This is a genomic window from Streptomyces sp. URMC 124 (assembly GCF_051386455.1).
GTDB lineage: Bacteria > Actinomycetota > Actinomycetes > Streptomycetales > Streptomycetaceae > Streptomyces.
The window spans coordinates 15,977-39,507 of sequence record NZ_JBPQTS010000002.1 but is presented as its reverse complement, the minus strand read 5'-3'; the positions used below and the strand labels follow the sequence as shown (position 1 = coordinate 39,507).

The 23,531-nt window shown below is 71.3% G+C and carries 20 protein-coding genes and 2 tRNA genes; 9 read left to right on the top strand and 13 right to left on the bottom strand.

Annotated features, from left to right (window positions below; genetic code table 11):
* Positions 1–2: 2 nt before the first annotated feature.
* From ACSNOG_RS00735 to ACSNOG_RS00720, 4 genes are all read right to left on the bottom strand, one after another.
* On the bottom strand, positions 3–671 hold the full coding sequence (locus ACSNOG_RS00735) for an ATP-dependent Clp protease proteolytic subunit (RefSeq protein ID WP_374206189.1): 669 nt from the start codon (positions 669–671) through the stop codon (positions 3–5).
* 82 nt (positions 672–753) lie between these two features.
* Positions 754–1,359, bottom strand: coding sequence for an ATP-dependent Clp protease proteolytic subunit (locus tag ACSNOG_RS00730; protein WP_058044443.1), 606 nt, complete (start codon positions 1,357–1,359; stop codon positions 754–756).
* Between the two features lie 389 nt (positions 1,360–1,748).
* Positions 1,749–3,101 (bottom strand): trigger factor, encoded by a 1,353-nt coding sequence (gene tig, locus ACSNOG_RS00725; RefSeq protein WP_436750508.1) that lies wholly within the window; start codon positions 3,099–3,101, stop codon positions 1,749–1,751.
* Positions 3,102–3,283: 182 nt separating this feature from the next.
* Positions 3,284–3,360 (bottom strand) — tRNA-Pro (locus ACSNOG_RS00720).
* Positions 3,361–3,546: 186 nt separating this feature from the next.
* On the opposite strand from ACSNOG_RS00720, the gene ACSNOG_RS00715 reads away from it, so the two are divergent.
* A tRNA-Gly gene (locus ACSNOG_RS00715) sits at positions 3,547–3,620 on the top strand.
* Positions 3,621–3,726: 106 nt separating this feature from the next.
* On the opposite strand, the gene ACSNOG_RS00710 is transcribed toward ACSNOG_RS00715, so the two are convergent.
* Positions 3,727–3,921 (bottom strand): hypothetical protein, encoded by a 195-nt coding sequence (locus ACSNOG_RS00710; RefSeq protein ID WP_168092540.1) that lies wholly within the window; start codon positions 3,919–3,921, stop codon positions 3,727–3,729.
* 227 nt (positions 3,922–4,148) lie between these two features.
* Here ACSNOG_RS00710 and ACSNOG_RS00705 point away from each other — a divergent pair, with 227 nt between their 5' ends.
* Complete coding sequence (locus ACSNOG_RS00705) at positions 4,149–5,231, top strand: acyltransferase family protein (RefSeq protein ID WP_436750507.1); 1,083 nt, start codon at positions 4,149–4,151, stop codon at positions 5,229–5,231.
* Positions 5,232–5,258: 27 nt separating this feature from the next.
* Here ACSNOG_RS00705 and ACSNOG_RS00700 read toward each other — a convergent pair whose 3' ends face one another.
* Positions 5,259–5,705, bottom strand: coding sequence for an HD domain-containing protein (locus tag ACSNOG_RS00700; RefSeq protein WP_436750506.1), 447 nt, complete (start codon positions 5,703–5,705; stop codon positions 5,259–5,261).
* 23 nt (positions 5,706–5,728) lie between these two features.
* A complete protein-coding gene (locus ACSNOG_RS00695; RefSeq protein WP_436750505.1) occupies positions 5,729–6,868 on the bottom strand; it encodes a PP2C family protein-serine/threonine phosphatase in 1,140 nt (379 codons plus the stop codon).
* 147 nt (positions 6,869–7,015) lie between these two features.
* On the opposite strand from ACSNOG_RS00695, the gene ACSNOG_RS00690 reads away from it, so the two are divergent.
* Entirely contained in the window at positions 7,016–8,245 is a 1,230-nt protein-coding gene (locus ACSNOG_RS00690; protein ID WP_436750504.1) for a GNAT family N-acetyltransferase, read from the top strand.
* A gap of 38 nt (positions 8,246–8,283) precedes the next feature.
* Here the strand turns inward: ACSNOG_RS00690 and ACSNOG_RS00685 are convergent, their stop codons facing one another.
* Both ACSNOG_RS00685 and ACSNOG_RS00680 read right to left on the bottom strand, forming a co-directional pair.
* Entirely contained in the window at positions 8,284–9,093 is an 810-nt protein-coding gene (locus ACSNOG_RS00685) for an Fpg/Nei family DNA glycosylase (RefSeq protein ID WP_436750503.1), read from the bottom strand.
* 73 nt (positions 9,094–9,166) lie between these two features.
* A complete protein-coding gene (locus ACSNOG_RS00680) occupies positions 9,167–9,652 on the bottom strand; it encodes a ribose-5-phosphate isomerase (RefSeq protein ID WP_436750502.1) in 486 nt (161 codons plus the stop codon).
* 167 nt (positions 9,653–9,819) lie between these two features.
* Here ACSNOG_RS00680 and ACSNOG_RS00675 point away from each other — a divergent pair, with 167 nt between their 5' ends.
* Positions 9,820–11,262 (top strand): amino acid permease, encoded by a 1,443-nt coding sequence (locus ACSNOG_RS00675; protein ID WP_436750501.1) that lies wholly within the window; start codon positions 9,820–9,822, stop codon positions 11,260–11,262.
* 82 nt (positions 11,263–11,344) lie between these two features.
* Here the strand turns inward: ACSNOG_RS00675 and ACSNOG_RS00670 are convergent, their stop codons facing one another.
* Complete coding sequence (locus ACSNOG_RS00670) at positions 11,345–11,947, bottom strand: biotin transporter BioY (RefSeq protein WP_436750500.1); 603 nt, start codon at positions 11,945–11,947, stop codon at positions 11,345–11,347.
* 284 nt (positions 11,948–12,231) lie between these two features.
* On the opposite strand from ACSNOG_RS00670, the gene ACSNOG_RS00665 reads away from it, so the two are divergent.
* From ACSNOG_RS00665 to ACSNOG_RS00655, 3 genes are all read left to right on the top strand, one after another.
* The gene (locus ACSNOG_RS00665; protein ID WP_436750499.1) at positions 12,232–13,626 is read left to right on the top strand and encodes an amino acid permease; all 1,395 of its coding nucleotides are present in this window, start codon (positions 12,232–12,234) and stop codon (positions 13,624–13,626) included.
* 171 nt (positions 13,627–13,797) lie between these two features.
* Entirely contained in the window at positions 13,798–15,210 is a 1,413-nt protein-coding gene (locus ACSNOG_RS00660; RefSeq protein WP_436750498.1) for an amino acid permease, read from the top strand.
* A 199-nt stretch (positions 15,211–15,409) separates the two neighbouring features.
* Positions 15,410–16,048, top strand: a complete 639-nt coding sequence (locus tag ACSNOG_RS00655; protein WP_058044431.1) for a superoxide dismutase — start codon at positions 15,410–15,412, stop codon at positions 16,046–16,048.
* Between the two features lie 96 nt (positions 16,049–16,144).
* Here the strand turns inward: ACSNOG_RS00655 and ACSNOG_RS00650 are convergent, their stop codons facing one another.
* A complete protein-coding gene (locus ACSNOG_RS00650; protein WP_436750497.1) occupies positions 16,145–16,738 on the bottom strand; it encodes a hypothetical protein in 594 nt (197 codons plus the stop codon).
* A gap of 54 nt (positions 16,739–16,792) precedes the next feature.
* Positions 16,793–17,437, bottom strand: coding sequence for a DsbA family oxidoreductase (locus tag ACSNOG_RS00645; RefSeq protein ID WP_436750496.1), 645 nt, complete (start codon positions 17,435–17,437; stop codon positions 16,793–16,795).
* Positions 17,438–17,543: 106 nt separating this feature from the next.
* On the opposite strand from ACSNOG_RS00645, the gene pepN reads away from it, so the two are divergent.
* Together pepN and ACSNOG_RS00635 are read left to right on the top strand one after the other, a co-directional pair.
* Entirely contained in the window at positions 17,544–20,135 is a 2,592-nt protein-coding gene (gene pepN, locus ACSNOG_RS00640; protein WP_436750495.1) for an aminopeptidase N, read from the top strand.
* Between the two features lie 306 nt (positions 20,136–20,441).
* Positions 20,442–21,497: a hypothetical protein gene (locus tag ACSNOG_RS00635; RefSeq protein WP_436750494.1), complete on the top strand. Its 1,056-nt coding sequence runs from the start codon at positions 20,442–20,444 to the stop codon at positions 21,495–21,497.
* Positions 21,498–21,541: 44 nt separating this feature from the next.
* Here ACSNOG_RS00635 and ACSNOG_RS00630 read toward each other — a convergent pair whose 3' ends face one another.
* The gene (locus ACSNOG_RS00630; protein WP_436750493.1) at positions 21,542–23,296 is read right to left on the bottom strand and encodes a TIGR03767 family metallophosphoesterase; all 1,755 of its coding nucleotides are present in this window, start codon (positions 23,294–23,296) and stop codon (positions 21,542–21,544) included.
* Positions 23,297–23,531 lie beyond the last annotated feature (235 nt).

Below are 23,531 nucleotides of genomic sequence, written 5' to 3'. Positions count from 1 at the left end.
GATCAAACGTTTACGGAACTCTTGCGGGTAGAAACGATCTGGTCGACCAGGCCGTAGGCGAGCGCGTCCTCGGCCGTGAGGATCTTGTCGCGCTCGATGTCGTCCCGGATCTTCTCGATCGGCTGGGTGGAGTGCTTGGCCAGCATCTCCTCCAGCTGGGTGCGCATCCGCATGATCTCCTTCGCGGCGATCTCCAGGTCGGAGAGCTGCTCGCGGCCCGTCTGGCTGGAGGGCTGGTGGATCAGCACGCGGGCGTTGGGCAGCGCCATGCGCTTGCCCGGGGTGCCGGCCGCGAGCAGGATCGCGGCGGCGGAGGCGGCCTGGCCCATGCAGACCGTCTGGATGTCCGGCTTCACGAACTGCATCGTGTCGTAGATGGCCGTGAGGGCCGTGAACGAGCCGCCGGGGCTGTTGATGTAGATCGAGATGTCGCGGTCCGGGTCCATCGACTCCAGGCACAGCAGCTGCGCCATGACGTCGTTGGCGGAGGCGTCGTCGATCTGCACACCGAGGAAGATCACGCGCTCTTCGAAGAGCTTCGCGTACGGGTCGTACTCGCGGACGCCCTGGGAGGTGCGCTCGACGAAGCGCGGGACGACGTAGCGGGAGTCAACCTGCGGGCCGGTGTACAGGCCGCTCGGGGACGAGATGTTCATGCGGGTTTTCACCATCCTGGTGGCGGTCGGTGGGCCGGGAGGCGTGCTCCCCGGCCCGGAAGCGGGCTCTGTGGCGGTACGTACTGCGCCGGGGCTCTCAGGCCCCGGTGCCGCCGCCGCCCGGAACGCCGGAAGCGTGGGTGATGATCTCGTCGATGATCCCGTACTCCTTGGCCTCCTGCGCGGTGAACCAGCGGTCCCGGTCGCCGTCGCGGATGATGGTCTCCACGGTCTGGCCGGTGTGGTGCGCGGTGATCTCGGCCATGCGCTTCTTGGTGCGCAGCAGCTGCTCGGCCTGGATCTTGATGTCCGAGGCGGTGCCGCCGAGGCCCGCGGACCCCTGGTGCATGAGGATGTCGGTGTTGGGCAGCGCGAAGCGCTTGCCCGGGGTGCCGCCGGTCAGCAGGAACTGGCCCATCGAGGCCGCGAGGCCCATGCCGATGGTGACCACGTCGTTCGGGATGTACTGCATGGTGTCGTAGACCGCCATGCCGGCCGTCACCGAGCCGCCGGGGCTGTTGATGTAGAGGTAGATGTCCTTGTCCGGGTCGGCGGCCAGGAGGAGCATCTGCGCCGTGATCTTGTTGGCGATGTCGTCGTCGACCTGCTGGCCGAGGAAGATGATCCGCTCCCCGAGCAGCCGGTTGTAGACCTGGTCGCCGAGGCCACCACCGATGGCGATCTCACCGGCGGCGGAAGGCATCAGATTCGTCACGTATCCACCTGCTCGTCTCTGACGGCAACGGGCCGTCTCCGCGTCTTCTCCGGGGACCGGGGTACGGGCGGCACGGCCGGAGTGCTTCCGGCGGTCGCCAAGTGGTCCCCTGCCCTCGTATCTACGGACCCTAACGCGCTGTTCGGCGGCCGCCATCCCGCATCAGGAACTGTTCGCTCTGAGCGCAGGTTCCGCAGGTCGCACAGCAGCCCGCGACGGCCCGCAGCGGGCGGTGCGGGCCCGGGGACACCCGTGGCGGGCACCCCGGGGGACGCGGACGGGCCCGGACGCGTGAAACACGTCCGGACCCGTCCGTCGCTGCCTTTACGGCCCGCCGCGCGGCCGCCTCAGCGGCCGCTCCGGCTGACTACCGGGGCTCAGGCCTCGGCGCCGGCCTCGACGGTCTCGCCGTCCTCGTCCTCGTCGTCCAGGCTGATGACCTCGCCGGACGCGTCCTTGACGGTGGCGGCCTCGACCACGGTGGCGAGCGCCTTGCCGCGGGCGACCTCACCGACGAGCATCGGGACCTGGCCACCCTCGACGACCGCCTGGGCGAACTGGTCGGGGCTCATGCCGGAGGACTGGGCACGGCGCATGAGGTGCTCGGTGAGCTCCTCCTGGCCGACCGAGACCTTCTCCTTGTTGACGATCTCGTCGAGGATGAACTGGGTCTTGATGCCCTTCTCGGCCTGCTCCTTGAGCTCGGCGTCGAACTCCTCGGCGGACTTGCCCTGGATCTCCAGGTACTTCGCCAGGTCCAGGCCCATCTGGCCCAGCTGGTGGTGCTCGAGGTTGTGCTTGCGGGTGTTGACCTCGTCCTCGAGCAGCTTCTCCGGCATCGGGACCTCGACGAGCTTGATCAGCTCGTCCAGGACCTTCTCCTGGGCCTGCGTGGCCTGGTCGAACTTCTTCATCCGCTCAAGGCGCTTGCGGCTGTCGGCACGCAGCTCCTCCAGCGTGTCGAACTCGCTCGCCAGCTGGGCGAAGTCGTCGTCGAGCTCCGGCAGTTCGCGGGACTTGACGGCGGTGACGTCGACCTTGACCTCGGCCTCCTTGCCCTCGGCGGAGCCGCCCTTGAGCTCGGAGGTGAAGGTGGCGGTGCCGCCGGTCTCCAGGCCGGTGACGGCCTCGTCGATGCCGTCGAGCAGCTGGCCGGAGCCGATGGTGTAGTCGACGCCCTTGGCGACGCCGTCCTCGAGGACCTCGCCGTCGACCTTGGCCTCCAGGTCGACGGTGACGATGTCACCCTCGGCGGCGGCGCGCTCTACCGGGGAGGTGGTCGCGAAGCGGTCGCGCAGCTGCTCGAGCGACTTCTCGACGTCCTCGTCGGTGACCTCGACGGAGTCGACGGTGACCTCGATGCCGGAGTAGTCCGGGATCTCCAGGGTCGGGCGGATGTCCACCTCGGCGGTGAAGGCCAGCAGCTCGCCGTCCTTCAGCTCCGTGATGTCGACCTCGGGCTGACCCAGCGGGTTCAGCTCGGCCTCGTTGATCGCCTCGGTGTAGAACTTCGGAAGCGCGTCGTTGACGGCCTCCTCCAGCACCGCACCGCGGCCGAAGCGCTGGTCGATGACACGGGCCGGGATCTTGCCCTGACGGAAGCCCTTCACCGTGACCTGCTGGTTGATCTTCTTGTACGCCGCGTCGAGGCTGGCCTTGAGCTCCTCGAAGGGCACCTCGACAGTGAGCCGAACCCGAGTCGGGTTCAGGGTCTCCACGGCGCTCTTCACGGTTCGGTCTCCTTGGGGCTGACTTCTGGTGATTCTGCTGAGGTTCAGCGGATCGCGCCCGGTAGGCAGACTCGGTAGTGCAGACACACGGGCACGCAGCTTGCATAGTAACCGCAAGCAGGATGAGGCCCACAATGTGATCTTGCCCGGGGCCGCGTGGCGCGGCCGCGTGTCGTCGTGCGTGGTCGGGGTGGCCGGATTCGAACCGACGACCTTCCGCTCCCAAAGCGGACGCGCTACCAAGCTGCGCCACACCCCGTAAGTGCGAGACGTAGGGTACATGCCCGCGGAGGTGTCAGTGACCTGGTTAACGTCGGCGCGAGGGAGCACGGGGCGGCGCGGAAGCGGCGCGCGGCGGGGGCCGAAGGGGTGACGTGCGGCGCACGGCCCGGACCCGCTACGATGCACAACGTGCCGCACGCCCTTCAGGGGGATCGCGGCGCGTGCGGGCGTAGCTCAATGGTAGAGCCCCAGTCTTCCAAACTGGCTACGCGGGTTCGATTCCCGTCGCCCGCTCCACCGACGCCTCCGGCCCTGCCGGAGGCGTTCGTCGTTCCGGCGCGCGGCGCGGAAGGCGCCCGGGCGCAGCGCGGAGGATTCCGGTGCGCGGCACGGAAGCCGCGGCTCAGAACTTGATGCCGTTTATCGTCTCGGCGATCGAGTTCAGGAACCTCTGGATCGACGGCGCCATGCCCGTCGAGGCGAGGAAGAAGCCGAAGAGGATGGCGACGATCGCCGGCCCGCCCTTGATGCTGTTGGAGCGGAAGAGCACCACCAGCACGATCGCCAAGAGCAGCACCACTGACAGCGAAATGGCCACAACTGATCACACCCTCGGTCGGATACTCACTGGTCTGCCCGGGAGACATGCTCCCCGCGGCCCTCGCCCGTCAACCATCGTGCCACCAACTTCCCTGTTTCCGTGGGCCTGTGACATTTCATCGGCACTTCGTCCAGAAACTGCCCGCAAAGCCGTGGGCAGTGGATATCGGGCGACTTGGCGGACCGCGTGGCGGCGACCGGCGCGGCGCGGCTAGGGTGCGTCGGATGTCCCCCGCCGTCACACCTCCCGCCAGCGCGGTGATCCCCTCGGGGCGGCCCGCTCCGGCGCCCGCGCCGGCCGCCCCCGCACAGCGCGATCCCTTTTTCGACAACGCGAAATACCTCGCGATCGTCCTCGTGGCGCTGGGACACGCGTGGGAGCCGCTCTCCCACACCAGCCGCGCCGCGATGGCGCTGTACATCACCGTGTACACCTTCCACATGCCGGCGTTCATCCTCATATCCGGGTATTTCTCCCGCGGCTTCGATCTGAGCCCCGCCAAGCTCAAGCGCCTGCTCACGGGGGTGGTCGTGCCGTACCTGGTCTTCGAGGTCGCCTACACGTTCTTCCAGCACTGGGCGGAGGACGACGCGCCGCCGGAGCCCATTTCCCTGCTCAACCCGTGGTACCTGAACTGGTTCCTGGCCGCGCTCTTCATCTGGCGGCTGACCACCCCGGTGTGGAAGCTCATCCGGTGGCCGATCCCCGTCGCGTTCGCCGTGTCCGTCCTGGCCGCGGTCTCGCCCGAGGTCGGCGGCGACTTCGCGATGGAGCGGGTGCTGCAGTTCCTGCCGTTCTTCGTGATCGGCCTGCACCTGCGGCGCGAGCACTTCGAGCTGGTGCGGCGCCGCTGGGTGCGGATCGCGGCGGTGCCGGTCTTCGCCGTGGCGGTCGCCGTCGCGTACCGGCTGGCCCCGGGGCTGGACACCGGCTGGCTCTACCGCAGCAGCGCCGTCCAGGACCTGCACGAGCCGGCCTGGACGGCCCCGGTGGCGACGCTCGTGCTGTTCCTGTGCGCGGCCGTGCTCACGGCGGGCTTCCTGGCCTGGGTGCCGCGCCGGAAGGTGTGGTTCACGGCGCTGGGCGCGGGGACCCTGTACGGGTACCTGCTGCACGGCTTCCTGATCAAGCTGTCGCGCTGGTGGGAGTGGTACGACGCGGCGGCGTGGGTGCGTCGGCCGGTCGGCGAGGTCGTGGTGACCCTGATCGCGATCGCGGGCATGACGGCGCTGTGCACGGCGCCGGTGCGGCGGGTGTTCCGGTGCGTCATGGAGCCGCGCATGGAGTGGGCTTTCCGTAAGCCCTAGAGCGACGGGCCGGGCCCGGCCGCTTCCCTACGCCTCGATGCCCAGCAGGGCCCGCATTCGCGCGTACTTCGCCGCCAGGCGGCTCCGCGTCGCCTCGTCCAGCTCCTTCGCCCGCTCCGGGTCGGAGTTGTGGGCGAGGTCCGACTCCTTGACCAGGAGGGCGCCCGGCGTGGCCAGGATGCGGGCCGCGTAGTCCTCCGGGGTCTCGCCCGGGCGCTTGGTGACCGCCAGGACCATGTCCTTGACCGCCCGGGGCAGCTCCGAGCCCTCCAGCCACTCCTCGCTCACCGCGCCGTCCTCGACGGCGTCGTGGAGCCAGGCCGCGGCCGTCTGCTCGTCGCTGCCGCCGCGCCGCCGCACGCCCTCGGCGACGGCGGCCAGGTGCTCGGTGTACGGGCGGCCGGCCTTGTCGGTCTGGGCGGCGTGGGCGCGGCGCGCGAGCGCCTCGACGGCGGCGAGGTCGAGAACGGTCATGCGGGGCCTCCGTGGTTCGGTGTTCAGTGCCGGCAGATCAGCAGCAGGGCCCGGTCGTCGTTGACGTCCTTCGCTACGGCCTCGATCAGGTGCCAGGCGGCGCCCTGGAAGCCGGCGGAGACGTAGCGGTCGGCTTCGCCCGTGAGGCGGTCCATGCCCTCGGTGAGGTCCCGCTCGGAGGTCTCGACCAGTCCGTCGGTGAAGAGCATGAGGACGTCGCCGGGCTGCAGGGTGCCCTTTATCGGGTCGAACTGGGCTCCGTCGTACACGCCGAGCAGCGGCCCCTCCGCGGCCTTCTCCTCCCAGCGGCCGGTGCCGGCGCAGAGCTGGAGGCCGGGCAGGTGGCCGGCGGAGAACATCTCGTAGTCGCCGCTGTCGAGGTCGAGGACGAGGTGCACGGAGGTCGCGAAGCCCTCGTCCCAGTCCTGGCGGAGCAGGTAGCCGTTGGCGGCGGGGAGGAAGTCGTGGGGCGGCAGGGAGCCGAGGAGGCCGCCGAAGGCGCCGGAGAGCAGGAGCGCGCGGGAAGCGGCGTCCATGCCCTTGCCGGAGACGTCCGTCAGGACGACCTCCAGGGTGCGGCCGCCGTTCGTCCGGGCGGCCACCACGAAGTCGCCGGAGAAGGACTGGCCGCCGGCCGGGCGCAGCGCCATCTCGCGGTGCCAGCCGCGCGGCAGTTTGGGCAGCTTGCTCTGGACGCGGATGCGTTCGCGCAGGTCGAAGAGCATGGTGCCGCCGCGCCGCCAGGGCACGCCGACGCGGCTGCGGAACTGGGCGATGAGCAGGCCGAGGAAGCCGACGGCCGCGACGACGAGGATCGTGCCGGGGGTGACGCGGACGCCGTCGCCGGAGGCGGCGGGGTTGATCACGGCGGCCTCGGCGATGAGGGCCACGGCGGAGGCGGCGTAGAGCGCGAGGAGGCTGGCGGGGCGCAGCAGCAGCCCGCCGGCGACGATCGGCAGGACGAGGGCGGTGGGCACGCACCAGGCGGGCAGCGCGATGGTGGTCAGGGCGAGGGCGGGGACGGTGAGCAGCAGGGCCGCGAGGGCGATCCAGTCGGATCCGTCGCCGCGGAAGTAGTCGACCCCGGCTTTGCGCACGCTTGTGCGGGCCCGGTGCCACGCCTTGCGCATCCGGGCCGTCGGGGTCTCCGCACCGCCAGTCATTGCATCGTGACCTTATCCACCCATTCGGCGGTGCGTCGACTCACGCCGCGCCGACACGGCCGTGCACGGTACGTCCCGTGCGACAGGGTCGGCCCCATATGCGAAATTCCTGCGCCCGGGGGGCCGGGTCGCTGCTAGGCATGGGGTATGACAACGGAGTTGCGAGTCCTGCGCGATGCTGAGTTCGACGACTGGTACGCCGCGGTGGAGCTGGGGTTCGGCGGGGTCCCCGAGGCTCCGGAGGAGGCGGCCCTGTGGCGGGAGCTGGCCGGCCTCGACCGTTCGATCGGGGTCTGGGACGGGCCGGAGGCGGTGGGTACGACCGGGGCGTTCGCCCTGCGGATCACCGTTCCCGGGGGCGCCCCGGTGCCCGCCGCCGGGGTGACGATGGTGAGCGTGCGGCCGACGCACCGCAGGCGCGGCGTGCTGCGGCAGATGATGCGGCGGCAGCTGGACGACGTACGGGCCTGGGGCGAACCCCTGGCCGTCCTGACGGCTTCCGAGCCGGACATCTACGGGCGGTTCGGCTACGGCATCGCGACCCACTCCCTGAGCGTCCGTATCGATACGACCCGCGTGCGCGTGTCCGCCCCGGAGGGCACGGACGGAGTGCGGCTGCGCTTGTCGAAGCCCGATGAAGCGCGCGACGCCTGCGAGGCGGTCTACGCACGCCGGGTAGCCGCCCGCCCCGGCATGCTCGCGCGGCAGCCCGGCTGGGAGGCCGTGCCGCTGCTCGACCCGGCGGCCGGGCGCGAGGGCGCGTCGCCGCTGCAGTGCGTGCTCGCCGAGGCGGACGGGCGGACGGTGGGGTACGCGCGGTACGCGGTCCGGCCGCTGTGGGCCGAGTCGGGCCCGGGCGGGACGGTGCTGCTGCGCGACGTGGAGGCGCTGACCCCGGCCGCGTACGCCGCGCTGTGGCGCTATCTGACGGAGCTCGACCTGACCTCGGTCGTGACCGCCCACAACCGGCCGGTGGACGATCCGCTGCTGCACCTCGTCAGCGACATCCGGCGGTGCGAGCCGCGCGTGAAGGACTCGCTGCACGTGCGGCTGGTCGACGTCGGGGCGGCGCTCTCCGCGCGGACGTACCGCGCCCCGGTGGATGTGGTGCTGGACGTCACCGACGAGTTCTGTCCCTGGAACGCGGGGCGGTGGCGGCTGACCGGCGACGCGAAGGGCGCCTCCTGCGAGCGCACCGAGGACGCGGCCGACCTGGCCCTGTCCGTGCGGGAGCTGGGATCGGCCTACCTGGGCGGGGTGTCCCTGGCATCGCTGGCGGGGGCGGGCCGGGTGCGGGAGCTGCGCGAGGGGGCGCTGGAGGAGGCAGCTGCGGGCTTCGGCGGGGACGTGGCGCCCTGGCTGCCGCACGGCTTCTAACCGCGTCCCCGGATCCTGCGGACTGTGCTGAGGGGCTGTCAGCGCTGCTGGCAGCCCGGGCACCAGAAGAGATTGCGGGCGGCGAGACCGGCGGTGCGGATCTCGCCGCCACAGATGTGGCAGGCCATCAGGGCGCGCCGGTAGACGTAGACCTCGCCGCCGTGGTCGTCCACGCGCGGCGGGCGGCCCATGGCCTCCGGCATGTGCTCGGGCCGTACGGTGTCGATTCTGTTGTTACGGACGCCCTCGCGCATCAGCTCGACCAGGTCCGACCAGATCCCCTCCCATTCGGAGCGGGTCAGATCACGGCCGAGGCGGTAAGGGTCGATTCCGTGCCGGAAGAGGACCTCGGCGCGGTAGACGTTACCGACGCCCGCGATGACCTTCTGGTCCATGAGCAAGGCCGCGACGCTGGTGCGGCTGCGCGAGATGCGGTGCCAGGCGGCCTCGCCGTCGTCGGCGGGGCGCAGCGGGTCCGGGCCGAGGCGGTCGTGTATCGCCTGCTTCTCGGCATCGGTGATCAGGGCACAGGTGGTCGGGCCGCGGAGGTCCGCGTAGGCCTCGGGGTGCGCCAGGCGCAGGCGGACCGTGTCGGTGGGCGGCGGGGCGTGGCCGGTGCCGAAGGCGTACTTGCCGAAGAGGCCGAGGTGGACGTGGATCCAGTCGGCGGCGCCGAAGCCGAGGAAGAGGTGCTTGCCGTGGGCTTCGGCGGTCTCCAGGGGACGGCCGTCGACGAGGGCCGCGCCGTCGGAGAACTTGCCCTGGGGGCTGGTCACGCGAACGGTTCGCCCCGCGAACAGGTCGCGGTGGTCCGCCGCGAGGCGGTGGATCGTATGCCCTTCAGGCACGGCGGCTGTCCTCCGGACGGGGTGGCCCGGCCACCCGGTCACGAAGACCGGGCGGGCCGGGCGGAAGAACTGACTACTGCTGCGGGTGGTGCGCCGGGATCTCCGGGAGCTCGCCCGTCGTCTCGTAGCGCGCCAGCATCTCGATGCGGCGGGTGTGCCGCTCCTCACCCGAGTACGGCGTGGCCAGGAAGATCTCGACGAACTTCGTCGCCTCCTCCTGGGTGTGCATCCGGCCGCCGATGCTGATGACGTTGGCGTCGTTGTGCTCGCGGCCGAGGGCGGCCGTCTGCTCGCTCCAGGCCAGGGCGGCCCGGACGCCCTTGACCTTGTTGGCGGCGATCTGCTCGCCGTTGCCCGAGCCGCCGATCACGATGCCGAGGCTGCCGGCGTCGGCAGCGGTCCGCTCCGCGGCACGGAGGCAGAACGGCGGGTAGTCGTCCCGGGCGTCGTAGATGTGGGGACCGCAGTCGACGGGCTCGTGGCCGTGGGCCGTGAGCCACTCGACGAGGTGGTTCTTGAGTTCGTAGCCGGCATGGTCGGAGCCGAGGTACACGCGCATGCGTCCGAGTGTGGCACGAACGGGAAGCGTGATCGCCCAGCAGGTCGTGGTAACTCTGAGTGAACACAACGAAATGGATTCGGGTCTTCCTAAAAACACCTTCGAAAAGTTCTAATGCGGTGGCTCGTAACCCGAGAACCAAAGGAACAACCCGAAGGAACGTGCATATGAGCGCGACACCGCCGACCATGACGAAGGGGTCGACGACCGGCGATCCCGGTAACGCCCCGGCGGCGGGCGGGGACGGCCTGAAGGCCGGACTCAAGAACCGCCACCTGTCCATGATCGCCATTGGCGGTGTGATCGGTGCGGGCCTCTTCGTGGGTTCCGCCTCGGGCATCGCCGCCGCCGGCCCCGGCATTCTCATCTCCTACGCCCTCGTCGGCGCGCTCGTCGTCTTCGTGATGCGGATGCTCGGCGAGATGGCCGCCGCCAACCCGACCTCCGGCTCGTTCTCCGCCTACGCGGACCGGGCGCTCGGCCGCTGGGCCGGTTTCTCCATCGGCTGGCTGTACTGGTTCTTCTGGGTCGTCGTGCTGGCGGTCGAGGCGACCGCGGGCGCCGCCATCCTCAACGGCTGGATACCGGCCGTCCCGCAGTGGGCCTGGGCCCTGATCGTCATGATCGTGCTGACGGCGACCAACCTCGCCTCGGTCAGCTCGTACGGCGAGTTCGAGTTCTGGTTCGCCGGCATCAAGGTCGTCGCGATCGCCGCGTTCGTGATCATCGGTGGCCTGGCCGTCTTCGGCGTGCTGCCGGGCTCGGACAACCCGGGCGCGGGCCTGGACAACCTCACCGCGCACGGCGGCTTCCTGCCCAACGGCGCGGGCGCCATCCTCACCGGTGTGCTGATGGTCGTCTTCTCCTTCATGGGCAGCGAGATCGTCACGCTCGCCGCCGGTGAGTCCGAGGACCCGCAGCGCGCGGTCCGCCAGGCCACCAACAGCGTCATCTGGCGCATCGCCGTCTTCTACCTCGGCTCGATCTTCGTCGTGGTCAGCCTGCTCCCGTGGGACAGCAAGGAGATCGCGGAGAAGGGCAGCTACGTCGCGGCGCTCGACTCGATCGGCATCCCGCACGCCGGCCAGATCATGAACGTCATCGTGCTGACGGCCGTCCTGTCCTGCCTGAACTCCGGCCTCTACACCGCCTCCCGTATGGCCTTCTCCCTCGGCCAGCGCGGCGACGCGCCGAAGTCCTTCGCCACCGTCAACAAGCGGGGCGTGCCGCAGGTCGCCATCCTCTCCTCGGTCGTCTTCGGCTTCGTGTCGGTGATCTTCAACTACGTCTGGCCGGACACCGTCTTCAAGTTCCTGCTGAACGCCTCCGGCGCCGTCGCCCTCTTCGTCTGGCTGGTGATCTGCTTCACCCAGCTGAAGATGCGCGGCATCATCCTGCGCGAGATGCCGGAGAAGCTCACGGTGAAGATGTGGTTCTTCCCGTACCTGACGTGGGCCACCATCGGCATGATCACCTTCGTGCTGGGCTACATGCTCTACACCGGCGGCGACAACCGCCAGACGGTGCTCGCCTCCTGCCTGGTGGGTGTCATCGTCGTGGGGCTGGGCGTCGTCCTCGACCGCCGTCACCGCGCGAACGCCGGGCGCTGACCAGCACCCAACAGCGCGCATCTGTACGAGCGGCCCGCGTCCCCTTGGGGGGCGCGGGCCGCTCGTATAGAGAGGAGGAAGATCAGCCCTTGCGGCCGACCAGCTTCCACGCAGCGGGCAGCGCGCCCATCGCCAGCGCCGCCTTGAGCGCGTCGCCGATGAGGAACGGCGTCAGGCCCGCCGCGACGGCGTCGGCGAAGGACATGTTCGTGGCCAGCGCCAGGTACGGCACGCCGACCGCGTAGATGATCGCGGAGCCGAGCGCCATCGTGCCGGCGGTGCGCAGGGCCGAGCGGTCGGCGCCGCGGCGGGCGAGGGCGCCGACGACGGTCGCGGCGAGCAGCATGCCGAGGACGTAGCCGAAGGACGGGAAGGCGGCGCCGGAGCGGGCCTCGGCGAACCACGGCATGCCCGCGACGCCGGCGACGGCGTACAGGGCGAGGGAGAGGAAGCCGCGGCGGGCGCCGAGGGCGGTGCCGACGAGCAGGACCGCGAAGGTCTGGCCGCTGACCGGGACCGGGGAGCCGGGCACCGGGACGGCGATCTGCGCCGCGAGGCCGGTGAGGGCGGCTCCGCCGAGGACGAGGGCCGCGTCGCGCACCCGGGCGCGCCCGGCGGTGGAAGCGGGGAGCAGATCGGCGAGGACCGTACCGGTCCGGGGAACTGAGGCAGCGGCGGTGGCCATCTTTACTCCGCAGTTGAGTGGTGGGGACAAGCAGTGACCTGGTGACGTTAACCGAGCGCACTCGAACGGGCATCGCACGGCAATGACAAAGGCGGGGCGTGCTGCTTGGAGAGTTCCCCGGGTGGTTCCCGCTGCGGGCCGGATTTCGCGTGATGCTCGTCACTGGAGCTCGGTGAGGCTTGGCTCGGACGGCCTTGCCGGGAGAATGTGGAGTCACCTATACCCCTTTGCGCTCCGCGCGAAGATCGCCAGCGCCCTTCGCGCGGATCCGAGAGTACGCACCCATGCACGACGCACCCCCCACCGCGGAGAGTCTCGCGGGCGAGAAAGAACCCCTGTCGGGCGGGCTCAAGCAGCGCCACCTGACGATGCTCGGGCTGGGCGGCGTCATCGGCGCCGGCCTCTTCGTCGGCTCCGGCGCCGGCATCGCCGTGGCGGGGCCGGGCATCATCGTCTCCTACCTGATCGCGGGCGCACTCGCGATGCTGGTGATGCGGATGCTCGGCGAGATGTCCGCCGCCATGCCCGCCTCGGGCGCCTTCTCGGTGCACGCCGAGCGGGCCCTGGGCCGCTGGGCGGGCTTCACCGTCGGCTGGCTGTACTGGTTCCTGCTGGTGGTCGTGCTGGCCGTGGAGGCCACGGGCGCGGCGCAGATCGCGAACGGCTGGGTGCCGGGCGTGCCGCAGTGGGCCTGGGTGCTGATCTTCATGGTGGTCTTCACGGCCGCCAACCTCACCGCCGTGAAGAACTTCGGCGAGTTCGAGTTCTGGTTCGCCGCGCTCAAGGTCGGCGCGATCGTCCTCTTCCTGGCCCTGAGCCTGCTGGCGATCTTCGGCGTGCTGCCGGACACCGAGGCCGTGGGCTTCACCAACCTCACCGGTGACGGCGGCTTCCTGCCCAACGGCGTGAGCGGGGTCGTCTCCGGCGTCCTCGCCGTCGTCTTCGCCTTCGGCGGCCTGGAGGTCCTCACGATCGCCGCGGCCGAGTCCGACGACCCGGCGCGCGCCGTGGGCCGTGCGGTGCGCAGCGCCGTGTGGCGCATCCTCTTCTTCTACGTGGGCTCGATGCTCGTCATCGTCACCCTGCTCCCGTGGTCGTCCATGCAGCCGGGCAAGAGCCCGTACGTGGCCGTGCTCGACCACATCGGGATCCCGGCCGCCGGTCAGATCATGAACATCGTGGTCTTCGTGGCGCTGCTGTCCGCGCTGAACGCCAACCTCTACGGCTCGTCGCGGATGGTCTTCTCGCTCGCCGAGCGCGGCGAGGCGCCCAGGACGCTGCTGAAGGTGTCGGGCGGCGGCGTGCCGCGCCGGGCCGTGCTGGCGTCGGTCGCGTTCGGTTTCGCCTCGGTGATACTCAATCTCCAGTGGCCGGATTCGATCTTCCGGTACTTGCTCAATGCCGTGGGTGCCGTCCTGCTCTTCGTGTGGGGCCTGATCGCCGTTTCGCAGCTGCGGCTGCGGCGCCGGATCGAGCGGGAGATGCCGGAGCGGCTCGCCCTGCGGATGTGGTGCTTCCCGTATCTGACCTGGGTCGCTCTGGCCGGGATGGCCGGCGTGCTCGTGCTGATGCTGACCGACGAGGGGGCCCGGCCGCAGCTGATGTGGTCGGCCGCGGCGACCGGCGCCGTGCTCCTGGTGGCCGGCCTGCGCGAGCTCCGGCTGCGCCGGGCAGGCTGACCGGCCCGCCGGGTCGGCTCGTTTCCATCGCCTTCTGGCGAGATGTCAGGCACGCACAGTCATACCTGCGTCTGAATATCGGACAGCTCTGTCACAGGTGTTGTCCTGGGCGAACATGACCCCCACACTGAGGCAACTTTTCCGCTCTCACCCCACGGGACACACACGACCATGACTCGGACTTCTGCGTCCTCCGCGCCCGAGCGCGCGGTCAATGGCCAGGCGCCGGGCGGCACGGATCTGTCGCACGGCCTCAAGCAGCGCCACCTGTCGATGATCGCCCTCGGCGGGGTCATCGGCGCCGGCCTCTTCGTCGGCTCCGGCGCGGGCATCGCCGCGGCGGGTCCGGCCATCGTGCTCGCCTATGCCGTCTCCGGGCTGCTCGTGATGCTCGTGATGCGGATGCTGGGTGAGATGGCCGCGGCCAACCCGGCCTCGGGCACCTTCTCCGTGCACGCCGAGAAGGCAATAGGCCCCTGGGCCGGCTTCACGGCCGGCTGGATGTTCTGGGTCGAGCTCTGCGTGGGCATCGCCGTGGAGGCGATCGGTGCGGCGCACATCATGCAGTCCTGGTTCCCCTCCACGGCCTCGTGGATGTGGGTCCTGATCTTCATGGCCGTCTTCTGCGGGACGAACCTCGCGGCGGTCAGCAACTTCGGCGAGTTCGAATTCTGGTTCGCGGCGCTCAAGGTCGCCGCGATCGGCATCTTCCTCGTCCTGGGCGTCCTCGCCATCTTCGGCGCGCTGCCGGGCACCGAGGCCCCCGGCTCCGACAACCTCACCGGCCACGGCGGCTTCCTGCCCAACGGTGCCAACGGCCTGGTCGTGGGCCTGCTCGCCTCCGTCTTCGCCTACGGCGGCCTGGAGACGGTGACGATCGCGGCGGCGGAGTCCGAGCACCCGGTCAAGGGCGTCGCCCAGGCCGTCCGCACGGCGATGTGGCGGATCGCCCTCTTCTACGTCGGCTCGATGCTGGTCATCGTCACCGTGCTGCCCTGGAACGACAAGGCGCTCCTGACGGACGGCCCCTACGTGGCGGTGCTCAAGCACCTCGACATCCCGGCCGCCGGGCAGATCATGAACGTCATCGTCCTGGTCGCCCTGCTCTCCGCGATGAACGCCAACATCTACGGCGCCTCCCGGATGTCGCACTCCCTGGTCATGCGCGGCGAGGGCCCGCGGTTCCTGGCCAAGGTCACCGGCGGCGTGCCGCGGCTGACCGTGATCGCCTCCTCCGCCTTCGGCTTCTTCGCCGTCCTGCTCAGCTACTGGTGGCCCGACACCGTCTTCAAGTGGCTGCTGTACATGACGGGTGCCGCGGTGCTCGTGGTGTGGGGCTTCATCGCCGTCACCCAGCTGCGGATGCGCCGGCAGCTGGAGCGCTCGGCGCCGGAGAAGCTCGTGGTGAAGATGTGGCTCTTCCCGGGTCTGACCTGGGTGGCCCTGGCCGGGATCGTGGCGGTCCTCTCGCTGATGCTGCGCGAGGAGGACACCCGCATCCAGCTGTACTTCACCGCCGGCCTGACGGGCGCCCTCGCCCTCATCGGCTACGTGCGGCAGCGCATGACGGCCGCGAAGCACTGACCGCGGGCGCCGGCCGGCCGGCGCCCGGGCCCTTCGGCCACCACCCACACCCCCCACGAGGCGGGCTGGGTCCTGATCTTCAGGACCTAGCCCGCCTCGGTCTTTCGTAGGAGATCCCCCACCCTTACGGCCCGTCAGTTGCTCTTGCTGGTAGCGTCTACCTGCAAGTTAATTGCAATAAGCAGTCGGAGGGCTCGGCATGGCCATCTACACACTTCCTGAACTTCCCTACGATTACGCTGCGCTGCAGCCGACGATCGACGCGAAGATCATCGAGCTGCACCACGACAAGCACCACGCGGCGTACGTCAAGGGCGCGAACGACACCCTGGAGCAGCTCGCCGAGGCCCGCGACAAGGACCAGTGGGGCGCCATCAACGGCCTGGAGAAGAACCTGGCCTTCCACCTCTCCGGTCACATCCTGCACAGCATCTACTGGCAGAACATGTCCGGCGACGGCGGCGGCGAGCCCCTCGACAAGGACGGCGTGGGCGAGCTCGCCGACGCCATCGCCGAGTCCTTCGGCTCCTTCGCCAAGTTCAAGGCGCAGCTGACCAAGGCCTCCGCCACCACCCAGGGCTCCGGCTGGGGCGTCCTGGCCTACGAGCCGATCAGCGGCAAGCTGATCGTCGAGCAGGTCTACGACCACCAGGGCAACGTCGGCCAGGGCTCGGTCCCGATCCTGGTCTTCGACGCCTGGGAGCACGCCTTCTACCTGCAGTACAAGAACCAGAAGGTCGACTTCATCGACGCCATGTGGGCCGTCGTCAACTGGCAGGACGTGGCGAAGCGCTTCGAGGCCGCCAAGCAGCGCGGCAACCTGCTGCTGGTCCCGTAATCCCACAGGGAATTCCCCGGTGTCCTGCTCGTGATCGTCTTCTCACCCTTCACGCGGCAGGCGGAGAGGGCCCCCGCACCGGGGGGGCCCTCTCACTCATACGTGGCCGAACGCCTCGCCCGTCACCGTGAACCCCTTCGCGAGTCCCACGTCGTGCAGGCGGGCGAACCGGCCGGCGTCCCAGCACGTGCACACCGCGAAGCGGTAGTCGGCCGACGTCGTGCCGTCGGCGGCGACCCGTACCGTGCCCGTCAGCCGGTACTCGAAGGCGCCCAGCGCCAGCCGCCAGTCCACGCTCCCCCACGCCCGCGGGAGCTCCACCTCGCGCCGGCCGCTGTCCGCGGGGTAGGCCGCGGCCGTACGGGGCCCCTCGCGCCACCGCTCCAGGGCCTCGGCGCGCCAGCGGTCCAGCTGCTCCCCGGCGGCGGAGCGCACGGCCGGGAGGGCGAGCAGGGCGTCCGCGTCCACGCGGTGGGCGGCGCCGGTGCCGTGCAGGTAGTGGCGCAGGACCGCCGCCGCCCGGCGCAGGCCCAGTGCGGACCGCAGCGGGACCAGGGCCCGGCAGCCCGCGCGCAGCAGCAGGTCGTACGGGCGTACGGGCAGCTCCGCGTAGTGGCCTGCGGCCGGCGTGTCCCCGTCCGCCCGGCTCCCGTCGAAGCCCAGCGGCGGGGTGAGATCGGTCTGCCCCATACCGGGACATTAAGGGAGCGTGGGCAAAGGCGCCCGCCGACGGCGCCGGAGGGCTCAGTCGAAGACCGGCCCGCTCGTGCGGGTGCGCTTGATCTCGTAGAAGCCCGGCGTGGAGGCGACCAGCAGCGTGCCGTCCCACAGTCTCGCCGCGGCCTCGCCCTTGGGGGCGGGCGTGACGACCGGGCCGAAGAAGGCGATCTGCTCGCCGTCGGCGCCCGGCACCGCGATGACGGGGGTGCCGACGTCCTGGCCGACCTTGGAGATGCCCTCCTCGTGCGAGGCGCGCAGCTCCGCGTCGAAGGCGTCCGAGCCGGCGACGTCCGCGAGCTCGGCCGGCAGGCCCGCCTCTTCCAGGGCGGCGACGATCGTGGCGTGGTCCCGGGGCAGGCCCTGGTGGTGGAAGCGGGTGCCGAGGGCCGTGTAGAGCGGGCCGAGGACCTCGCTGCCGAACTTCTGCTCGGCGGCGATGCACACCCGCACCGGCGCCCAGGCGCGGCCGCCGGGCCGCATGTCCTCGCGGTACTCCGCGGGCACCTCGTCGAGCCTGTTCTCGTTGAGGACGGCCAGGCTCATCACGTGCCAGCGCACCTCGACCGGGCGGACCTTCTCGACCTCCAGCATCCAGCGCGAGGTCATCCAGGCCCAGGGGCACAGCGGGTCGAACCAGAAGTCGGCGGGGGTCTTCTCCACGGCGGTCACGCAGATCTCCTCAGAAGGGTGATTCGGTCGCCGTTTCAACAAAGACACCCCGTGCCATGATTCCGCTGTCGCCCAAGACACACCCTCCAGCCGAAGGAGTCCCGACGTGCCCGGTGAGAACCTGACCCGCGAGGAGGCCCGCGAGCGGGCCCGGCTGCTGGCGGTGGACGCCTACGAGGTGGCCCTCGACCTGCGGTCCGCGGTGGGGACGGGACAGGAGAACCGGACGTTCCGTTCGGTCACCACCGTGCGCTTCCGCTGCACCGAGCCCGGCGCGGCGACGTTCGCGGACCTGCTGGCGCCCGCCGTCACGGCCGTCACGCTCAACGGCCGCGCCCTGGACCCGGCCGACGTCTTCGACGGCTCGCGGATCGCGCTCGCGGACCTGGCCGCCGAGAACGTGCTGGTCGTGGACGCGCAGTGCGCGTACAGCCGGACCGGTGAGGGCCTGCACCGCTTCGAGGACCCCGAGGACGGCGAGGTCTACCTCTACACCCAGTACGAGCCGGCCGACGCGCGCCGGGTCTTCACCACCTTCGAGCAGCCCGACCTCAAGGCGCCCTTCGCCCTGACGGTGACCGCGCCGGCCGGCTGGACGGTGCTGGGCAACGGCGCGCAGGCGGGCGAGCCCGAGCCCGTCGCGCCGTCCGCCGCCACCTGGCGGTTCGCCACGACGCTGCCGATCTCCACGTACATCACGGCGGTCGTCGCCGGCCCGTACCACGTGGTCCGCGACCACTACAGCCGCAAGCTGCCCGACGGCAGCGTCCTGGAGATCCCGCTGGGCGCACTGTGCCGCAAGGGCCTGGCCCGGCACTTCGACGCGGACGACATCTTCACCGTCACCAAGCAGGGCCTGGACTTCTTCCACGACCACTTCGACTACCCGTACCCGTTCGGGAAGTACGACCAGGCGTTCGTGCCCGAGTACAACCTCGGCGCGATGGAGAACCCGGGGCTCGTGACCTTCCGCGAGGAGTTCGTCTTCCGCGGCAAGGTGACGCAGACCTCCTACGAGGGCCGGGCCAACGTCATCCTGCACGAGATGGCGCACATGTGGTTCGGCGACCTGGTCACCATGGAGTGGTGGGACGACCTGTGGCTCAAGGAGTCCTTCGCCGACTTCATGGGGACCTTCTCGATGGTCGAGGCGACCCGTTTCACCAACGGCTGGATCACCTTCGCCAACCGCCGCAAGGCCTGGGCGTACCGCGCCGACCAGCTGCCCTCCACCCACCCGGTCACGGCCGACATCCACGACCTGGAGGAGGCCAAGCTCAACTTCGACGGCATCACCTACGCCAAGGGCGCCTCCGTCCTCAAGCAGCTCGTCGCCTACGCCGGGCGCGACGCCTTCCTGGAAGGCGCCCGGCGCTACTTCAAGCGGCACGCCTTCGGCAACACCCGCCTGACCGACCTGCTGGAGGTGCTGGAGGAGACCTCCGGCCGGGACATGGCCGCCTGGGCGCGCTCCTGGCTGCAGACCGCGGGCGTCAACTCCCTCACGCCGCTCGCGACGTACGACTCCGCCGACCGGATCACCGAGCTCGCGATCCTGCAGGAGGCCGCGCCCGCACACCCCGAGCTGCGCCCGCACCGCGTGGCTGTCGGCCTCTACCGGCGCGAGGCCGGCGGCGCGCTCGTGCGCTACGCCCGCACCGAGGTGGACGTCGCGGGCCCGCGCACGGTCGTGGCCGAGCTGGCCGGAGCCGAGCGCCCGGAGCTGATCCTGGTCAACGACGACGACCTGACCTACTGCAAGGTCCGCTTCGACGAGGGCTCGCTGGCGACGCTGCGCGCCCACCTCGGCGAGCTCGTGGACCCGCTGGCGCGCGCCCTGTGCTGGTCGGCGCTGTGGAACCTCACCCGCGACGGGCTGATGCCCGCCCGCGACTTCCTCTCCCTCGTCGAGCGGTTCGCGGGCGCGGAGAGCGAGGTCGGCGTGCTGCAGATGCTGCAGGCGTGGGCGCGCACGGCCCTGGTCCACTACGCGGCGCCCGCGTGGCGCGAGGAGGGCGGCCGTCTCCTCGCCGAGGGCGCGCTGCGCGAGCTGCGGGTCGCCGAGCCCGGCAGCGGCCACCAGCTGGCGTGGGCGCGCTTCTTCGCCCAGCTGGCCTCCTCCCCCTCCGACCTGCAGCTGCTGGGCGGTCTGCTGGACGGCTCCGCGAAGATCGACGGGCTGGAGGTGGACCAGGAGCTGCGCTGGGCCTTCCTGGCCGCGTCGGCGGCGCGGGGCGCGGCCGACGAGGCGGCGATCGGCGCGGAGCTCGCCCGCGACAACACCGCCTCCGGCGAGCGGCACCGCGTCCGCTGCCTGGCCTCCCGTCCCTCCGCGGAGGTGAAGGAGCAGGCGTGGCAGGCGGTCGTCGTCTCCGACACGCTCTCCAACGCCCTGGCCGAGGCCACGATCGCGGGCTTCGACCAGCCGGGCCAGCGCGGACTCCTCGCACCGTACGCCGAGCGCTACTTCGCGGTGATCGAGGGCATCTGGCGCGAGCGGTCCATCGAGTACGCGATGGCCGTCGTGCGGGGGCTCTTCCCGATGCTGCAGGACGACTCCCGCACCCTCGGTGCGGCCGACGCGTGGCTCGCGGAGCACGCGGACGCGCCCGCGGCGCTGCGGCGGCTCGTGCTGGAGGCGCGGGACGACCTGGCTCGCGCGTTGCGGGCGCAGGAGCGGGACGCGGCAGCGGAGTAAGTCCGCGGGGGCGGGGGTACGGTCCGGCTGCGGGGTGACCCCGCGGCCGGGCGCCCTCGCCCCGGCCGAGGTCCGTCCGGCACCGCCGGGCACGCCGGTTCGGGTTCCCGCCGCTGCGGGAGAGAGACTCGGACGCCGCCCGCCGGGTGAAGACAGCGTCCCGTCCGGGACAAGCGGGTGGCGGGGCCGGCCCAAGGCCGACCGGCCCCCTCGAACACCCGTACTTTAGGGCGGCGTTGTCCTGAATTGTCGACGGGCATGTAACACCGGGTTAGGGCCCGCCGCGGACGCGGGAACCTGCCGGGCATGAACTCCGACACCCCTCTCTCCCCGCGCCCCCTGCACCACCTCTCCGACGTCCGTCACCGTGTCATGACAGCACGTCAGCTGCGCGAACACGGTGTGTCCGGACCCGCCGCCGGGGAGCGCTGCCGCCCCGGCGGCCCCTGGCAGCAGCTGCTGCCCGGCGTCTTCCTGCTCCGCACGGGGCCCGCCACCAGCGAGGAGCGGCTGCACGCCGCCCTGCTGTACACGGTCCCGCGCACCCAGGGCCCGCCCGTCCAGCCGGGCCCCGCCACCGCCACCGCCGCGGCCCGGGAGGCGGCGGCCGGCCCCTACGGGCCCGCGATGATCACCGGTGCGGCGGCGCTCGCCCTGCACCGGTTCACCTCCGTGCCCCCGCTGCTCGCCCTCGACCACATCGACGTGCTCGTGCCGCGCACCCGCCGGCTGCGCGCGTCCGGCTTCGTACGGATCACGCGGGCCCACGCCCTGCCGCACCCGCAGATGCTGACGGGGGTGCCCGTGGCGCCGGTCGCGCGGGCGGTCGCCGACACCGTCGCCCAGCTCACCGACGCCTCCACGGTGCGCCGGCTGCTGGCGGAGGCGGTGCGCGGGGGTCACTGCGAGGCGGCCGCCGTCGTCAAGGAGTTGACGCGGGCGCGGCTGCTGGGGCGGGCGCACGTGGTGGACGCGGTGGACACGCTGCTGGCCGAGGGCCGGGCCGTCGCCGAGGGCCGGCTCTACGACCTGGTGCGCGACCACCAGCTGCCCGCGCCGCTGTGGAACGTGGACCTGCGGCTGCCGGGCGGGCCGTGCCTGGGCCGGGTGGACGCGTTCTGGCCGGAGCACAGCGTGGCGGTGGAGATCGACTCGCGGACGCCGCGGCAGGACGACGACGCGGTGTGGTCGGCGCAGTTCCGCAAGCGGGAGCACCTGGAGCGGCTCGGGGTCATGGTCGTGCACATCACGCCGAAGAAGCTGCGCGAGACCCCCGAGCAGCAGGCCGCGGTGGTCCGCACCGCTTTGATGGCGTCGGCCGACCGCGACCCCGCCGCGTATCTGGTGGTGCTGCCCAGGTGACCGCCCCGGGCCTGCGGGGCGGGCCCCGCCGCCCGGTCCCGGCGTCAGCGCCGGGAGAGCAGCAGCTCGGTGTTGCGGTCGGCGGGCGCGCCGGCCAGGGAGGTGTCGTTGCCGGGGGCGTTGAAGGCCAGCTCCCGGTAGAGGGAGGCGAGTCCTGTCTGGGAGAGGTCGCCGAAGTCGGTGCGGTAGGGGGCCGCGGATTCGATGAGCGTGGTGAACAGCGAGACCGTGCCGTCGTGGTTGTCCGCGACCTCGATGACGCGCGCGAGCTGCGGGTAGTCGACGTGCGAGGCGGTGGCGATCTCCCAGAAGGTGCCGCGGGGGCGGATCCGGTTGCGGTGGCTGTGACCGTTGATCCAGGCGAGGACGTTGTTGTGGTCCTGCAGGACGGCGATCAGCTCGTTGCCGTCGTGGCGGTCCTCGCCGGGGTGGGTCGGGTCGGGGGTCAGGTTGTCCATGCTCCAGCTGGGGTGGTGGCTGAAGACGAGCGCGTACTTGTCCGCGTAGCGCTTCAAGGTGCGCTCCAGCCAGCGCAGTTGGCCGGTGCCCAGCGAGCCCTGGTAGTGGCCTCCGGGGTCGGTGGTGTCGAGGCTGATGCCGATGACCTTGTCGGAGATCCTGAAGGAGTAGTAGAGGTCGCCCGAGTCGAGGTTGTCGCGGGTGTAGCCGTGGCCGACGGGGCCGCGGCCCTTGTAGCGCGGGTCGAGGTGCGCGGCCACGTACTGCCGGGCGGTCAGCGGCACGCGCCGGGGGTCGGCGGTGACGGTGCGCATCTCCTTGCGGTGCGCCTTCAGCAGGGCCTCGATGCGCTTGCCCTTGGGGTCGACGCCCTTGGACTCGCCCTCCATCAGCCACTTGGCCTCGGCGGCGGAGACGGTCTGGAGCTTCTTGTTGCCGGTCGCGGCCTCGGCGATGAAGGTGCCCGCGGCCGGGTAGCAGCCGCCGGAGAGGCCGTCGTGGTTGCCGTAGGTGGAGTACCAGGGGACGTTGAGGCCGGGGCTGTTGACCTGGCGGGTGGCGGCGCCGAGGTAGCCGGGGATGCGCGGGAAGCCCGCCTGCTTGTCCTGGTCGCGCACGGCGCTCTCGGGCTGCCAGAAGAGCTTCAGGCCGCTGTTCTGCACGCCCTCGTAGTGGCGCGGGTCACCGGTGTTGGGGGTCGCGCGGCCGCCGCTCATGGCGGTGAGGAACCACTCGACCTCGATGCGCGCGTTCTCGTCGCCGTTGTCGCCGGTGGTGATGACGAAGGACAGGGGCGCGCCGGTCGCGGGACCGTGCCGGAGCTTGTTGACGCGCTCGATGAGCGAGACGACGCCGGGCAGGGTCAGCGCCTCGTGCGGGCGCCACGCGCCGGGCTCGCCCGACCGGAAGAACTCGTAGCGCAGCGGGTGCTGCACGTCCGTCAGGTGCAGGTCGGTGAACTGCACGAAGGAGGCGAGCGTCGTGCGCCGGTCCTCGCGGCCGCGCTGCGCCGCGGCCAGCTCGGCGCGCACCTGCCGGGGCCAGCCGGGGCCATCGCCGAGGCGGCGGTAGCCGGCGGTGCCGCGGGGGGCGGCCACCGAGACGAGGGTGGTCCCGGCGCCGTTGGGGCCGGCCACGGCGGCGGCGTCCGCGCTCGCCGAGGCGGCCTGCGCCGCTCCCGGCGCGCCCGGGCCCGGATCCAGCGGCTGGGCGGCGGCCGGCACCGGGTCCGCCCCCAGGGCCAGGCCGATGCCCGTGGCGGTGGTCACGGCCCCCGCTGCCGCGAGGAACGTACGGCGGTCGAGGCGGGCGTCTGCGGATCTGTCTGATCTGCGGTGCATAGCGGTCTCCCCGAGTGCGAACGCGAAGCGGGCTGAAGCGGGCTACGGGCTGCGGAGCGCCGCGGTGGCGCTCCTTCCTACCGAGGATCGTTGGCAGCGGGGGTGACCTGGGCGTGAACGCGGCCGCAACGGCCGCCGCCGATCACCGCACATCGATCTTGGCGAATGCGAACGGACATACAGCACTCGTCCCCTGGCGGACTGACGCTCACTCAGCGTTCACTCTCGGGTGGAA

Coding starts and splice junctions, on each gene's coding strand:
- ACSNOG_RS00705 (WP_436750507.1), top strand. CDS start 4,149: ATGTCCCCCGCCGTCACACCTCCCGCCAGCGCGGTGATCCCCTCGGGG.
- ACSNOG_RS00690 (WP_436750504.1), top strand. CDS start 7,016: ATGACAACGGAGTTGCGAGTCCTGCGCGATGCTGAGTTCGACGACTGG.
- ACSNOG_RS00665 (WP_436750499.1), top strand. CDS start 12,232: ATGCACGACGCACCCCCCACCGCGGAGAGTCTCGCGGGCGAGAAAGAA.
- ACSNOG_RS00700 (WP_436750506.1), bottom strand. CDS start 5,705: ATGACCGTTCTCGACCTCGCCGCCGTCGAGGCGCTCGCGCGCCGCGCC.
- ACSNOG_RS00680 (WP_436750502.1), bottom strand. CDS start 9,652: ATGCGCGTGTACCTCGGCTCCGACCATGCCGGCTACGAACTCAAGAAC.
- ACSNOG_RS00650 (WP_436750497.1), bottom strand. CDS start 16,738: ATGGGGCAGACCGATCTCACCCCGCCGCTGGGCTTCGACGGGAGCCGG.
- ACSNOG_RS00655 (WP_058044431.1), top strand. CDS start 15,410: ATGGCCATCTACACACTTCCTGAACTTCCCTACGATTACGCTGCGCTG.
- ACSNOG_RS00735 (WP_374206189.1), bottom strand. CDS start 671: ATGGTGAAAACCCGCATGAACATCTCGTCCCCGAGCGGCCTGTACACC.
- ACSNOG_RS00635 (WP_436750494.1), top strand. CDS start 20,442: ATGAACTCCGACACCCCTCTCTCCCCGCGCCCCCTGCACCACCTCTCC.
- ACSNOG_RS00670 (WP_436750500.1), bottom strand. CDS start 11,947: ATGGCCACCGCCGCTGCCTCAGTTCCCCGGACCGGTACGGTCCTCGCC.
- ACSNOG_RS00675 (WP_436750501.1), top strand. CDS start 9,820: ATGAGCGCGACACCGCCGACCATGACGAAGGGGTCGACGACCGGCGAT.
- ACSNOG_RS00630 (WP_436750493.1), bottom strand. CDS start 23,296: ATGCACCGCAGATCAGACAGATCCGCAGACGCCCGCCTCGACCGCCGT.
- ACSNOG_RS00695 (WP_436750505.1), bottom strand. CDS start 6,868: ATGACTGGCGGTGCGGAGACCCCGACGGCCCGGATGCGCAAGGCGTGG.
- ACSNOG_RS00730 (WP_058044443.1), bottom strand. CDS start 1,359: ATGCCTTCCGCCGCCGGTGAGATCGCCATCGGTGGTGGCCTCGGCGAC.
- ACSNOG_RS00660 (WP_436750498.1), top strand. CDS start 13,798: ATGACTCGGACTTCTGCGTCCTCCGCGCCCGAGCGCGCGGTCAATGGC.